The sequence below is a fragment of the Chromobacterium amazonense genome (assembly GCF_001855565.1).
Classification (GTDB): Bacteria; Pseudomonadota; Gammaproteobacteria; order Burkholderiales; family Chromobacteriaceae; genus Chromobacterium; species Chromobacterium amazonense.
The window spans coordinates 207,178-219,493 of record NZ_MKCR01000027.1 but is presented as its reverse complement, the minus strand read 5'-3'; the positions used below and the strand labels follow the sequence as shown (position 1 = coordinate 219,493).

Here is a 12,316-nt window from a genome sequence, read left to right as displayed (position 1 = left end):
TCATTCAAGGATCACTTAATATTTCTTGGCCAAACTGCTTTACAACAGAAGTGCACCTTGAAACCTACTAATTAGTAAAAATTCAAGATTTGCATGCAATAGGATGCACCAATACAAAATGCAAAACCACCCCACAACTTAACCTAAGCACATGGACCTCCTCTGAATTAAGAATTAAAACTCAGGCGAAAAATAAGACTTTCAATAGACACCTCAAGTAGCCACCCACAACAAAACGAAAGGACTATCATGTTGGAAGAGAAAAAAACAAACAATGAGGCAAACAACATCACGTCATATGATGACAATTTAAATATAGAACTTTGGCCAAAAACCAGTATCCCAATAAACATAAATAGCACTTACAATCCAGCATCAAATTTAATAACTGATAAATATAGCCCTATACATAAAAGTAATATAACAGACGGAAACGAGGCACTCACAATTGACGAGTTAATAAAAAACAGAGTCACAGAACTCGAGTCCATAACAGGCGAGAAAAAAAGAATACAATATCAATTTGAAAAAATACTAAAAATAGAAGATGACAAATCACCCATATTGGTAGTTTCCAGCAATCGCGCCATTTGGATTGCTGAAAAACTACTTGATGGCGAATTAGTTAAAAAACATGACCCCAATCAAGACCATGTAACAACTGCATCAACCATTTGGTACGACCCAAGTTTAACCGGCCGTAAGCTTTGGATAATCGTTCATGACTCCGAGTACGTTAAGTACAAAAAAATACTCAGCAGATTCAAAGACATAACAATAATTGGATTTCGAATAGGAGGAGCAAATCACTCTGGAATTCAGCTAACTGGGTTTGGGGCATGTCGATTAGCCGCGCTAGAAATAATAAAAAAAGTAGGAATTGAAACAGCATGGCTAGTGGATGACAATGTAACAAACATTAATAAAATAAAAAAAGAACAAATAAGTGAGCTTGAGGAAATAATAAAAAAAGAGGGAATAACAACTATAGGATTTAACGCAGCATCCGAAATAGAAATTGATAAAAAATATTCAATAGTTGATTTACAAAGTAAAACTTTAGAAAAGGGGTCTCTAAATAAAGAATCAGTGAAATTATCCGAAAAGAATAAGATGCTTATAAACCAACAAGCAGTTCTAATAAATGTAAAAAAAATTGGAAATGTATCATTCAATCCAATATTTATCTCCTCAAACGAGGACACTTCTCTCTCTTACTACTTAATTGGGAGCGGGCATAAGCTAGCACAATATCTTGGCCATTCAATAAAAAAAACAAAACCATTTTCTGACAACTCCACTGACCGCACGAATGCATTGGCACGCCTATACGGAGAAGACAATAAAGTAGCCATTTACGAGATAGATAAGATTACAAATATTGAAAATTACATGTCAAAACTAACAGAAAAGCTTATTAATCACCTAGTAAATGAAATCAAAAATCCAGAAAAAAACACTTTCCTTTCTGATGGAACAGTTAACGGTGCAGTACGAATAGCCAGAAAACTAAGACTCGAAAGCGAAAGTAACAAAAACAAATCCATATCACACATGACAGAATGCCTAATGAGAGACAAAATAAAATTCCAACGCCTCACCAATGATTTCAATTGGTTTGAAACACAATGGACAATCGATTTTTATTAAAAGCCCACTTATAGAAACAATGCCGTAGCGCGGGTTGGCCCAATGGGCCATACCCGCGATTCACACGATCACCGCCCTTCATCGCCTTTGCCCCTTCCACAACGCCACGCACCACTTCTCCGCCGCATTCCGCGGGTATGGCCTTTGGCCAACCCGCGCTACGGTTTGCCGCCCCAATCGGCGGGATATCGTCCTGCCTGGACGTAACGGTGAAACGTCGAATACGGCCATGCCGCCGCGCTCGCGGCGAGGCCGTGCTTGACCGGGTTGAAATGCGCGTAATCCAAATGCGCGGCGAAATCGGCTTCGTCGCGGATGCGGTGCTCCCAATACCTGTGTTGCCACAAGGTGCCGCATCCTTTGGCGGCGCGGCGGGCGCTCTGCCATTCGGCCCGAAAATACCGTTGCCCCACCGCGCGGGTGACTCGCCGCTTAATCTCGCGCCAACGCATGGCGTAATCGGCATCGCCTTCCGGCAGGGTCCATATCGCGTGCAAATGGTCCGGCAATAACACCCAGCCATCGATGGCGAATGGCCGCTCGCGCCGCACCGCCAGGATGGCCTCGCGCAAGGCAGCGCGTACATCGGGCTCCAGCAGGATGCGCTGCCGGCGCTCGGTCACCACGGTGAAGAAATAGCAGCCGCCGGCCAGGCGCTCTCGCCGAAAGCGGGCCATCAGCAGGTCTATACAAAAGCCTACTTTCGCATGCCTAAGGCATGGATTCGTCAAACCAATCTACTCGCCGGTGCTTGCGCACCCCAATCACATCCTCATCGCACTGACCGTACATCTCATACCAATCAATCCATGGAGACCATTCATGCTGCTACTAGATGCGTTCAACGCACTCTCATCGGCAAAACAAATAGCCGCCTGGAGCGTACTGGGACTACTGATAACCATTTGCGGCGGACTGCTGCTGCGGCCGCTGCGCCCCTGGCTGGAGCATGACAAAAATGACGAACTTGGCATCATCATCGCGGTGGTTGGGGTATTTTACGGCCTGATCATCGCGGCCTTACTGATGCGGGCGATTGCCCATTTCGATATCGCCACGGAAGCGGTAGAGCAGGAATCACGTCTCAGCGTTGCCCTTTACCGCGTAGCGGAAAATGGCGACACGAATCTGGCTGCCCGTATCAAACAGCCGCTGCTGAATTATTTGAACACCATCGTAGTAAAAGAAGCGCCGTTACAAATGAGCGGCCAAACTCTGCCGGTGGGAACCCCTGAGCTGGCACAGGTGAGCGCCGCATTGCGCGGCTTCCAGCCGGCTACACCCAGACAGGTGGCGGCGCAACAACAGGCTTCACAGCAATTGGAGATGCTGTACGCGGCGCGCCATGCCAGGCTTTGCCATCAAGAGATGACCGTGCCTCCGGAGGCCTGGGCGATTTCTCTGATAGGGGAGATCTTGATCATCCTGCTGGCCTGGTTGATGCATTTCTCACGCCCTGCGCTGCAATTTGTGATGATCGCCACGCTCGCGGTTTCCATTTCCATCACCTTGGCGGTGATATTGATCTACGACACGCCTTACGACGGGGACATCTCCGCCCAATTCGATGCCTACAGTCAGGCGATGACAGCCATTGCCAATGACTCCATGCAGTATTGAAACCTGGTTTTTGTCTACAGACGCGACCTATCCATTCGCGGGTATGGCCTGCGGCCAACCCGCGCTACCGGGCAACGCCCCTCCGACACCGTTCACGACAAAGCCCTCTCGCCGTCCCATCAACACCCACGGCGCGGCCAGGCCGCCGCTTGCGCCGTGCCTTTCATGAATAGAGACGCTACGCCATGGACAACGCCGATCAGGACAACCGCGCCGCCCAGCCCGCGGGCATCTTGCGCGGCAGCATTCCGGAGCTGGGCAAGAGCCCGGTGCATTTGCTGGCCGCCATCGTGGCGCCGGCCGCGGACAAGTTATGGGACGTGATGCTGCTGGACATGGCCAAAGCCATGGCCTTGCCGGACAAGATCCGCTTCTTCCTGCTGGCCGGGCTGCTGTTGCTGCTGCTCACCACAGCCAGCGCCGCGCTGACGCAGATGGACGATGCCGGCATGGCGCTGGCTAAGGGGCTGGCGATGGGCATTCTGGTAGGGCTGCCTTACTCGTTCGGCGCCACGGAATTGGGACTGATCTTTGTTGGCTGGTCCAGCATCAATGAGCTGCAAAAACTGAACCAGTGAAACTCACATAAGGAGAACCACCATGCGCCTCACCTTCCTCAAATCCGCTTTGCTGGCCGCGCTGTGGCTGGCCGCAGGCAGCCTGGCCCATGCCGCCGCGCCGCTGCCGGCCCTGGGAACCGACGCCAAACAGAACACCGTGTCCGGCTTGTCGTCCGGCGCCTTCATGGCGGCGCAGTTCAGCGTGGCCAACTCGGCCGCGGTGTCCGGCGCCGGCATCGTGGCCGGCGGGCCGTTCTATTGCGCCGGTTTGGGCAGCCTGAATGGTGCGGAGCGTTTCCTGACCACCGCCACCACCCTATGCATGCGCCCGCTTGGTCCGGTCCCCTCCGGCGCGGCGGCCTGGCAGGCGGCGCAGAAGTTCGCCGGCCAAGGCCTGATCGACCCGGTGGCCAATATCCAGCGCCAGCGGCTGTACATCTTCACCGGCGCGTCGGACAGCATTGTGCTGTCCAAGGTGGTGGCGCAGACCCGCGCCTTCTATCAAAACGCCGGGGTGCCGGACGCCCAGATCCGCTACGTGGACAACGTCAACGCCGGCCACGCGCTGCTCACCGCCAATGAGGATGATTTGGCCTGTCCGGCCAATGCCGCGCCCAATCTCAACAACTGCGGCTTTTTCCAGTCGCAGGACATCCTGCGCCAGCTGTACGGACAATTGAAACCGCCCGTCGCCAAGCTGTCCGGCGAGTTGCGAGACTTCGATCAGACGGAGTTCTCCAAGAAGGGCTATACCGGGCTGTCCGATATCGGCCATATCTATATCCCAGCCGCCTGCCGCAAGGAAAGCTGCCGCGCGCACGTGGTGTTCCATGGCTGTACCCAGCAAGACAACGGCAACGACAAAAGCATAGGCATGGGCATGGGCATGGGCATGGGCAACCGCTTTTACACCTCCACCGGCTACAACGAGCTGGCCGACAGCAACCGCATCGTGGTGCTATATCCGCAAATCCGCAGCAACCCCATGCACAACCCGCAAGGCTGCTGGGATTTCTGGGGCTACAGCAGCAAAGATCCAGCTAATCCGGACTACTACGCCAAGAACGCGCCACAGATGTCCGCGATCCGCGCGATGGTGGACCGCTTGAACAGCCCACGCCTCAAAGGAGACCGCCATGAGCGCGAACACCCCCGATGACTGGAGCCGGCTCGTTTTCGCCGGTCTGCCGGAAGAAGGACAATGGAAAGCCTGGCTGCTGGCTGGGCTGAACGGAGGCGAGAAACTGAGCGAATGGCAGCAACAGGCCTTACAGCAATGGCGGGAGGCCTGGCAACAGCGCGCCGGCGCGGCGTCCTGGCTGGAGCTGGGCCGCCAGTGCGACGACACCTGGACCGAATACGCCCGGCAATGCCTGCTGTGGCAGCTGCAATGGGCCGCCGCCTGGCGCGGACAGGGCTACAAGCTGCATCAGGCGCTGCAAGAGGCCCGCGGCGACGGCGACACCCTGCTGGCGCTCAACGCCGCGCAGCAGGAAGGCCGCCAGTTATGGGACGAGCGCATGGAGTCGCTGCAGCAGACTCTGAATGGACTTGGCCCCGCCTTGGCCCAAAGTCTGCGGCAATGGCTGACCCAAGCCCCAACCGAGGCCGATTTACTCCAGTCCTGAAAGGATAAGCATGCAAACCAATACCGCGGGCATTAATTTGATCAAGCAATCTGAAGGCTTAAGGCTGAGCGCCTACCAGGATCAAGTGGGGGTTTGGACCATAGGCTATGGCCACACCGGGCCGGATGTGGCAGCTGGGCTTACCATTAGCGCTGACCAAGCCGAACAGCTATTGCAGGGCGATTTGGCCCGCTTTGAACAAGGAGTCAGCGCTTTGGTCACGGTGCTGCTCAACGCCAACCAGTTCTCGGCCCTGGTCAGCTTCAGCTACAACCTGGGGCTAGGCAATTTGCAAAGCTCCACCCTGCTCAAGCTATTGAATCAGGGTGACTATCAGGGCGCTGCCGGACAGTTCCCGTTGTGGGACAAGGCCGGCGGCAACGTGCTGCCGGGCCTGCAAAAGCGGCGCCTTGCCGAGCAAGCCTTGTTCCAGACTCCGGTCGCCAACTGACGCCTTCACAAACGCAGCGTTCACCCGTTCTTGCAACAGCCCGCCGGCGTAGCCGCGCGGGCTGTTTTCTCATTCTTTTCTTACGGAGAAACGCCATGCAAGACGAACTGAACCATCTGCACGAGCAGGTTTCGCAATTGCTGGGCAACCATCTGGGCGCCTGGGCCAATGATTTGATGAACGCCACCGCTGGCCATGACGACAGCCGCTGCCTGTCGGTCTTGCACGCGCTCTTGGCCATGCGCAGCGCCTTGGCCCCGCTGGTGAGCCAAGCCCAGGATGCCAGCCATGGCTGACGCGCCGCTCAACCCCGCTTTGCGCCAGGTAGCGGAACAATACCTGGGCCGTTCTTTGCTGCCGCAAGAGGCGCAAACGCTGATGGCGTTTCAGCAGAAGACGCAAAATCCCTCAGCCCAAGCACCCATCCAGCAAGCCCGGCAACAGACCCAGCATGCCATCTCGAATGGCCATCATCACGCCAACGCCAATATGCGCGATCTGTTGTCCTCTATCCAGGCCAGCTCCAGCCAGGCGCTGCAAGTGCAGGAGGCGGAAGAGCAGGCCATCCTCAAGCTACTGGAAGGCACGCAAAGCCTGGCCGAGCTGCGCCCATCGTCGCTACAGCCAGCAATGAACGCCCTGCAGCCGGGGAGCCAGCTGGCGCTCAGCCAGATCGCCGAGCATCTGTCCAACCTAGCGCGGCAGGAAGTGGAACAATGCTTCCAGCAGTATTTCGGCCCACTGTCCGCGCAGTTGCAGGAGGTGGTGATGAAATTGCAGATCAAGGATGCGGTGCCAAATTCCGCTGCGCCTGCGGTTCCTCCAGCCCCTGCCCCGCAGCCGACAGCGCTGGAGATGCCCGCCGCGCCCAATGCGCAAATGGCTCCGACCAGCACTCCAGCCATATCCGCAACGCAAAACATGGCCGATGCCTCGCCCGCCCCCGCCGCAAATGCGCCCACTGCGGACGTTCACATCCCGCCCGCGCCGCCGTCCATGCAGTAACACCTGGGGAGGACGGCCAGCCGCCCCCTCCACCCGGTGTCTTATTTCTCTCATCTAAAACAAGGAGCTGCGCATGTCTTTCCCGACTTCCGTCAATGACCAAATCACCGACGCCGTCACCCAGTCCAATGTCAAGGTGCTGGGCGAATCCCCGGCCATGGCCATGGGTTCCATCTATCAAACCATGGCCCACTCCACCGGCATTCTGTTCCAGAACGCCGTGTCCTCGCAGCAGCAACAAAACACGCTGAGCCAGGCCGCGGCCAATATGGGCCTGATGCAGATCTACAGCATGAACACCATGGCCGCCGCCGCCGGCACCGAGAAAGTCAGTCAAGGCGGCATTGCCGACAACCTGACCAGCCTGCTGACCGTGCTGCAGTCCTTCCGTCGCTAAGCCGCGCCCGGCCACGGAGCTGAGCCATGTCATTCAGCAGATGGATACGCTCGTGGTTCAGCCGGCGCAGAAAGCGGCCTGCCAGACGCCCCGCCGCCAATCGCTTCCCGGCGGCCGTCGTCAGGCCGCAGTTTGCCGCGCCACGGCCCCCGGTCTTCGCGCCGCCGCCGAGACAACCGGCCGCTCAACCTCAGCCACCGGTTCCGCCCGCTGCTCGCGTGGCGGCGGGGCTAGGCTCGGGCAGGCAGCCGGCGCCGGCAAATCGGCGAACCCGACCCAGCCCTTACCGGCTGCCCAATCCGCCCATTTTCATTTCCAGCAAGGAGAAACGCATGTCCTTCCCCACTTCCGTCAACGACCAGATCACCGACGCCGTCACCCAGAGCAACGTCAAAGTATTGGGCGAATCCCCGGCCATGGCCATGGGCTCGCTGTACCAGACCGCGTCCCACTCCACCGGCATCCTGTTCGAGAACGCGGTGTCCTCGCAGCAGCAGCAGAACACCCTGGCGCAAGCCGCCGCCAATATGGGCGTGATGCAGATCTACAGCATGGACACCATGGCCGACGCCGCCGGCACCGAAAAAGTCAGCCAGGCCGGCATTGCGGACAACCTGTCCAGCCTAATGACCGTACTGCAGAGCTTCCAAAACCGCTGATCGGTCCCTAATCCACAACCGGAGCTAAATCATGGCTTACAACACCTCCGTCAATAGCCAGATCACCGACGCCGTCACCCAGAGCAACGTCAAAGTGCTGGGCGAATCCCCGGCCATGGCGATGGGCTCGCTGTTCCAGACCGCGTCCCACTCCACCGGCATCCTGTTCGAAAACTCGGTCTCGGCCCAGCAACAGCAAAACACGCTGAGCCAGGCCGCCGCCAATACCGGCGTGATGCAGATCTACAGCGTGGACACCATGGCCGACGCCGCCAGCACGGAAAAAGTGTCTCAGGCCGGCATTCCGGACAACCTGTCCAGCCTGATGACCGTGCTGCAATCGTTCCGCCGTTAAGCGTACACAAGGAGATTTAAGACATGGCGTACACCACCGTGAATGACCAGATCACCGACGCCGTGACCCAGACCAACGTCAAGGTGTTGGCGGAAGGCCCGGCCATGGCCATGGGTTCACTTTTCCAAACCGCGTCCCACTCCACCGGCATCCTGTTCGAAAACGCGGTGTCCGCCCGACAACAACAGAACACGTTGGGTCAGGCCGCCACCAATATGGGCGTAATGCAGATTTACAGCGTCGACACCATGGCCGACGCCGCTGGCACTGAGAAAGTGTCCCAAGCAGGCATCCCGGACAATCTGTCCAGCCTGATGACCGTGCTGCAAGCCTTCCAGAACCGCTGATTTTCATAACCTAAACCAGGAGATACGCAATGGCATTCCCGACCGCAGTCAATAATCAGATCACCGACGCCGTCACCCAATCCAACGTCAAAGTGCTGGGCGAGGCGCCGGCCATGGCCATGGGCTCCATGTACCAGACCATGGCGCATTCGACCGGCATCTTGTTCGAGAACGCCGTGTCGGCCCAACAGCAGCAAAACACGCTGGCGCAAGCCGCCGCCAATATGGGCGTGATGCAGATCTACAGCATGAACACCATGGCCGCCGCCGCCGGCACCGAAAAAGTGTCGCAAGGCGGCGTAGCGGATAATCTGACCAGCCTGCTGACCGTGCTGCAAAGTTTCCAGAACCGCTGAGCCTCCCCCGTTCTCCTCATTTGTTCTGCCCCGGAAACGGGGCGTCTTTTTTGTTAGCGCTACTTCAAAACTCCCCCTCAATCCATCCACACCGCCGGTATCAGAACCGCCTTCTATACATGAGACCAGCCACATGCCCAGATGGTCCAACCGCCTTGGCCTACCACACCAAGGCCGCAACCAATCCCGTGAGGCTCAATCAAAAAATGACCCGCCGCGCCTCCATCTCCCAGTGCCGTCGCCGGCTGAAACGGCAACGCTGGGCGATTTCGCGTTGAAACAGCCACGGGTACAAGCGGTAGAGGTAGCGCATCTGGCGCCTCGCCTTTCATGTCAGGTTGACGATGCATGCCAGAATAGTCGCTACAATATGCCGGATAAACGCGCAATCCCGGACCAATTGTCCTGATATGAAAACAATGCCCGCGCCCGACAACCTGCTGGCTTTCGATGCTTTGGCGCGCGCCGGCAGTTTCACCCCCGCGGCCGATCTGCTGGACTGCCACAAGAGCCTGGTGAGCGCCCGCGCCAAGGCGCTGTAACGCGAGCAGGACGCGGTGCGGGTGCTACGCAGCACACACCAACTGGCGCTGACTAAGGCCAACACATCGATACGGACAGTCCCTATCGAACGGCGGCCGCTAAACCTCTACGCAGATTTAAGCACTGCGCCAGCACGCCGAGCACGGCAACCGCCCCTGCGCAGTGCCCCAACGCCTCTGCCGGCCACTCCTGGAGCAGCAACACGCCGCCCAGGGCTGCGCCGATGGCACTTCCCAAGTACAGCGCCGACTCATTCAGCGCGACTGCCAAGTTGCCATCCCCCTGTAGTTCGCGCGCTTTAATCAACTCATTGTTCTGCGGCACCTGTAGCGCCCAACCCACTGCGCCCCAGGCCGCGATGGGCAACATAACTAGCCAGGCGCCAAGCATGGCGGCAGTGGGCAGCAGGAACAGAGCCACAGCCAGGATCAGCATAATCCACAGTGTTAGCAGCGGCCCCTGAATCCGGTCCACCAGTGGGCCGATCAGGAAGCTGCCGAGCACGCCACCAAGGCCCCACACCCATAGGTAAGGCGCCACCGAGCGAGCCAGGCCCTGGCTAGTGGCGGCCAGCAGCGGAGCAATAAAGGTGTACATGCCCAAGCTGGCGATCGCGGCCAGCAATGACACCAGCAGGATCACCATCACACGGCCATCTGCCAGCAAAGCCAGCTTGGCCTTTAGTGGCGTGGCGGTTGCTGCTGGCAAGGCCGGCAAGCGCAGCATCAACCCGATCAAGGCGATCGCGCCCAGCGCAGTCACCAGCCACAATGCGGAAGCCCACCCGAACCGTTCCGCCAGCAACAGACTCAGTGGGACGCCCAGCACGGTGCCGCTGGCCATGCCGCCCATAATCGTGGCGATCGCCTTGCCACGCTGTTCTGACGGCGACAACGCCGCCGACGCGGAAATGCCCATGGCCAGGTAGACCCCGGCACCGACTCCCGCGACGGCTCGGAAAGCCAACAGCACCGAGAAATCAGTCGCCAAGGCGCTGCCCGCGTTGGCCAACACGAAGAGTCCCAGCGCGACCAGCAGTCCGCCGCGCTGTCGTTCGGCCGGCAAAAGCGCGACGAACAGTGGTGAGCCCAGCCCATAAGCCAGGGTGAAGGCCGTGACCAGTTGTGCCGCGAGGGCGACGGGTACAGCGAAGGCGGTTTCGATCATTGGAATCAAACCAGCCGTGACGTAGGACGCCATGCCCAGAGCAAAGGCTCCGAGGGCGACGAGATAGACTGGAGATTGCGTGGAACGAGGCATACGAGACTCCAAAAGAAAGAAAAGGCCATGAGCGCGCTCGCGGCAGTAAGCGCTCATGGCGCAGATTTAGAGGACGAGTTCGACCTGATAATCGGCTAGCCAGGTGTTCAGGCCGATGGCGAGTTCCATGCCCATGCGGTCGTACATAGGCGACAGCTCTCCAATCGGCTTGGCCAAAGTCTGCGAGGCGCGCTGCTGGTCGAGCAGTGGTCGCACCGGTGCGAAGGGATAGTCCAGGATGGCCGCCACCTTTAATTAAGCGTCGATACATGCCCATTTATCCTTTTCCAGTGACATGGCAACTGCGATTCAGCATCTGCCGCGCGGGTCACTTTACCCATCCCGGCAATATGCAAAAAAATTTTATTAATGCCATTCAATCATTACAATGTATCTTCTTATGCTATTACATTGAGAAATACGATGAAAATCGTTCGCAATATGGAACGAACTCGCAAGGAATTGGCAGATTTCTTGCGTAGCCGTCGCGAGCGCGTGAATCCCAAAGATGTCGGGCTGTCGACAGGGGAACGTCGCCGCACGCCGGGCCTGCGCCGCGAGGAAGTGGCGGCCCTGGCCGGCGTGGGCCTCACGTGGTACACGTGGCTGGAACAAGGCCGCGAGATCAGCGTATCCGCCACGTTTCTAGACAATCTGGCGCGCGTACTCCTACTGGACGATGCAGAGCGACGCTACCTGTATTTACTCACCCAGCAACGTCCCCCGGCCGAGTCTGGAAAAACTGGATGCCTGGTTCCGCCAGTGGTCCACAGGCTGATGGCGAACTTGACCTTATGCCCAGCCTACGTCATCAACCTGCATTGGGACGTGCTGGCGTGGAACAGGGCGGCCGATAGCGTGTTCCGCTTCTCCAGGCATGCTCCGGAACGCCGCAATCTGCTATGGATGCTGTTTGCCGATGGCCCCACGAAAGCATTGTTCGATCCTTGGGAACAACAGGCCCAGCAAGTGCTCTCGCACTTCCGCAGGGATTTCGTAAAAGCGAGGCAGGAGCCTAATATTTACTCTTTGATCAAGGAGCTAGAAGAAGTCTCTCCGGACTTTCGGAACTGGTGGCAAGAGCAGGATATCCATGGCCCGGACCTTGGGTGGAGGCGACTAAATCTTCACGGACTCGGCCCGGTGGCATTCGAAACCACCAAGCTGACGATTGACGAAAACCTCCATCTGCGGATGGTGTATTACGCGGCTTTAGAAAACGATGACGACAACCATAAGCTCGCTCATTGGTTGCTTCAACAGATGGAAACTATGCGAGACACCATGCCCGCCAAGACCGTCACCGCCCCGGAAGCGTCAGCGGCGCGTCGCTGAGCATTCAACTCGGCCCCCCATGCAGCCAAGCCGCCTATTCGTCTTTGAGGCGGCAGCATTCGCATCCGGCGCGTTGGCAGCAAAACAAGCGGGGATAAAACAGAGCAGATAAAGAACGAAGCCTTTTTAGCGGGCATGCCAAGCGAAAGA

General features: G+C 57.4%; 18 protein-coding genes. 15 read left to right on the top strand and 3 right to left on the bottom strand.

Translation table 11 applies throughout. The features are described 5' to 3' along the window. Positions 1-249 precede the first annotated feature (249 nt). Positions 250-1,650, top strand: a complete 1,401-nt coding sequence (locus BI343_RS19700; protein WP_139165716.1) for a hypothetical protein — start codon at positions 250-252, stop codon at positions 1,648-1,650. Positions 1,651-1,808: 158 nt separating this feature from the next. Here the strand turns inward: BI343_RS19700 and BI343_RS12095 are convergent, their stop codons facing one another. Beyond that, complete coding sequence (locus BI343_RS12095) at positions 1,809-2,327, bottom strand: REP-associated tyrosine transposase (protein WP_071109868.1); 519 nt, start codon at positions 2,325-2,327, stop codon at positions 1,809-1,811. A 145-nt stretch (positions 2,328-2,472) separates the two neighbouring features. On the opposite strand from BI343_RS12095, the gene BI343_RS12090 reads away from it, so the two are divergent. The 13 genes from BI343_RS12090 (at position 2,473) to BI343_RS19695 (ending at position 9,570) form a co-directional block, all read left to right on the top strand. Beyond that, complete coding sequence (locus tag BI343_RS12090; RefSeq protein WP_071109867.1) at positions 2,473-3,270, top strand: bestrophin-like domain; 798 nt, start codon at positions 2,473-2,475, stop codon at positions 3,268-3,270. Positions 3,271-3,455: 185 nt separating this feature from the next. Beyond that, positions 3,456-3,848: a hypothetical protein gene (locus tag BI343_RS12085; protein WP_071109866.1), complete on the top strand. Its 393-nt coding sequence runs from the start codon at positions 3,456-3,458 to the stop codon at positions 3,846-3,848. Positions 3,849-3,870: 22 nt separating this feature from the next. Then, positions 3,871-4,989 (top strand): extracellular catalytic domain type 2 short-chain-length polyhydroxyalkanoate depolymerase, encoded by a 1,119-nt coding sequence (locus BI343_RS12080; protein ID WP_083340928.1) that lies wholly within the window; start codon positions 3,871-3,873, stop codon positions 4,987-4,989. After that, on the top strand, positions 4,967-5,458 hold the full coding sequence (locus BI343_RS12075; protein ID WP_071109864.1) for a hypothetical protein: 492 nt from the start codon (positions 4,967-4,969) through the stop codon (positions 5,456-5,458). Before BI343_RS12080 ends, BI343_RS12075 begins: the two co-directional genes overlap by 23 nt. 10 nt (positions 5,459-5,468) lie before the next feature. Next, positions 5,469-5,909 carry a lysozyme gene (locus BI343_RS12070; protein ID WP_071109863.1) on the top strand — a complete coding sequence of 147 codons (441 nt, stop codon included), beginning with the start codon at positions 5,469-5,471 and terminating at the stop codon, positions 5,907-5,909. 95 nt (positions 5,910-6,004) lie between these two features. Further along, positions 6,005-6,205, top strand: a complete 201-nt coding sequence (locus BI343_RS12065; RefSeq protein ID WP_071109862.1) for a hypothetical protein — start codon at positions 6,005-6,007, stop codon at positions 6,203-6,205. After that, positions 6,198-6,914, top strand: coding sequence for a hypothetical protein (locus BI343_RS12060; protein WP_071109861.1), 717 nt, complete (start codon positions 6,198-6,200; stop codon positions 6,912-6,914). Before BI343_RS12065 ends, BI343_RS12060 begins: the two co-directional genes overlap by 8 nt. Before the next feature lie 73 nt (positions 6,915-6,987). Beyond that, on the top strand, positions 6,988-7,311 hold the full coding sequence (locus BI343_RS12055) for a RebB family R body protein (RefSeq protein ID WP_071109860.1): 324 nt from the start codon (positions 6,988-6,990) through the stop codon (positions 7,309-7,311). 332 nt (positions 7,312-7,643) lie between these two features. After that, entirely contained in the window at positions 7,644-7,970 is a 327-nt protein-coding gene (locus tag BI343_RS12050; RefSeq protein ID WP_071109859.1) for a RebB family R body protein, read from the top strand. A gap of 31 nt (positions 7,971-8,001) precedes the next feature. Further along, complete coding sequence (locus BI343_RS12045; RefSeq protein WP_071109858.1) at positions 8,002-8,325, top strand: RebB family R body protein; 324 nt, start codon at positions 8,002-8,004, stop codon at positions 8,323-8,325. Positions 8,326-8,348: 23 nt separating this feature from the next. Beyond that, positions 8,349-8,672, top strand: coding sequence for a RebB family R body protein (locus tag BI343_RS12040; RefSeq protein WP_071109857.1), 324 nt, complete (start codon positions 8,349-8,351; stop codon positions 8,670-8,672). 29 nt (positions 8,673-8,701) lie between these two features. Then, the gene (locus tag BI343_RS12035) at positions 8,702-9,028 is read left to right on the top strand and encodes a RebB family R body protein (protein ID WP_071109856.1); all 327 of its coding nucleotides are present in this window, start codon (positions 8,702-8,704) and stop codon (positions 9,026-9,028) included. A gap of 419 nt (positions 9,029-9,447) precedes the next feature. Continuing rightward, positions 9,448-9,570, top strand: a complete 123-nt coding sequence (locus tag BI343_RS19695) for a helix-turn-helix domain-containing protein (RefSeq protein WP_139165715.1) — start codon at positions 9,448-9,450, stop codon at positions 9,568-9,570. Between the two features lie 82 nt (positions 9,571-9,652). Here the strand turns inward: BI343_RS19695 and BI343_RS12030 are convergent, their stop codons facing one another. Both BI343_RS12030 and BI343_RS12025 read right to left on the bottom strand, forming a co-directional pair. After that, positions 9,653-10,831 (bottom strand): MFS transporter, encoded by a 1,179-nt coding sequence (locus BI343_RS12030; RefSeq protein ID WP_071109855.1) that lies wholly within the window; start codon positions 10,829-10,831, stop codon positions 9,653-9,655. 66 nt (positions 10,832-10,897) lie between these two features. Then, positions 10,898-11,047: a hypothetical protein gene (locus BI343_RS12025; RefSeq protein ID WP_169829006.1), complete on the bottom strand. Its 150-nt coding sequence runs from the start codon at positions 11,045-11,047 to the stop codon at positions 10,898-10,900. A 207-nt stretch (positions 11,048-11,254) separates the two neighbouring features. Here BI343_RS12025 and BI343_RS12020 point away from each other — a divergent pair, with 207 nt between their 5' ends. Further along, complete coding sequence (locus tag BI343_RS12020) at positions 11,255-12,166, top strand: helix-turn-helix transcriptional regulator (RefSeq protein WP_083340927.1); 912 nt, start codon at positions 11,255-11,257, stop codon at positions 12,164-12,166. The last annotated feature ends 150 nt before the right edge of the window (positions 12,167-12,316 follow it).

Excerpts from the sequence above, each read along its gene's own strand:
- BI343_RS12035 (WP_071109856.1), top strand. The coding sequence starts at position 8,702 with ATGGCATTCCCGACCGCAGTCAATAATCAGATCACCGACGCCGTCACC.
- BI343_RS12060 (WP_071109861.1), top strand. The coding sequence starts at position 6,198 with ATGGCTGACGCGCCGCTCAACCCCGCTTTGCGCCAGGTAGCGGAACAA.
- BI343_RS12050 (WP_071109859.1), top strand. The coding sequence starts at position 7,644 with ATGTCCTTCCCCACTTCCGTCAACGACCAGATCACCGACGCCGTCACC.
- BI343_RS12075 (WP_071109864.1), top strand. The coding sequence starts at position 4,967 with ATGAGCGCGAACACCCCCGATGACTGGAGCCGGCTCGTTTTCGCCGGT.
- BI343_RS19700 (WP_139165716.1), top strand. The coding sequence starts at position 250 with ATGTTGGAAGAGAAAAAAACAAACAATGAGGCAAACAACATCACGTCA.
- BI343_RS12080 (WP_083340928.1), top strand. The coding sequence starts at position 3,871 with ATGCGCCTCACCTTCCTCAAATCCGCTTTGCTGGCCGCGCTGTGGCTG.
- BI343_RS19695 (WP_139165715.1), top strand. The coding sequence starts at position 9,448 with ATGCCCGCGCCCGACAACCTGCTGGCTTTCGATGCTTTGGCGCGCGCC.
- BI343_RS12070 (WP_071109863.1), top strand. The coding sequence starts at position 5,469 with ATGCAAACCAATACCGCGGGCATTAATTTGATCAAGCAATCTGAAGGC.
- BI343_RS12090 (WP_071109867.1), top strand. The coding sequence starts at position 2,473 with ATGCTGCTACTAGATGCGTTCAACGCACTCTCATCGGCAAAACAAATA.
- BI343_RS12030 (WP_071109855.1), bottom strand. The coding sequence starts at position 10,831 with ATGCCTCGTTCCACGCAATCTCCAGTCTATCTCGTCGCCCTCGGAGCC.
- BI343_RS12065 (WP_071109862.1), top strand. The coding sequence starts at position 6,005 with ATGCAAGACGAACTGAACCATCTGCACGAGCAGGTTTCGCAATTGCTG.
- BI343_RS12040 (WP_071109857.1), top strand. The coding sequence starts at position 8,349 with ATGGCGTACACCACCGTGAATGACCAGATCACCGACGCCGTGACCCAG.
- BI343_RS12085 (WP_071109866.1), top strand. The coding sequence starts at position 3,456 with ATGGACAACGCCGATCAGGACAACCGCGCCGCCCAGCCCGCGGGCATC.
- BI343_RS12095 (WP_071109868.1), bottom strand. The coding sequence starts at position 2,327 with ATGGCCCGCTTTCGGCGAGAGCGCCTGGCCGGCGGCTGCTATTTCTTC.
- BI343_RS12045 (WP_071109858.1), top strand. The coding sequence starts at position 8,002 with ATGGCTTACAACACCTCCGTCAATAGCCAGATCACCGACGCCGTCACC.
- BI343_RS12020 (WP_083340927.1), top strand. The coding sequence starts at position 11,255 with ATGAAAATCGTTCGCAATATGGAACGAACTCGCAAGGAATTGGCAGAT.
- BI343_RS12055 (WP_071109860.1), top strand. The coding sequence starts at position 6,988 with ATGTCTTTCCCGACTTCCGTCAATGACCAAATCACCGACGCCGTCACC.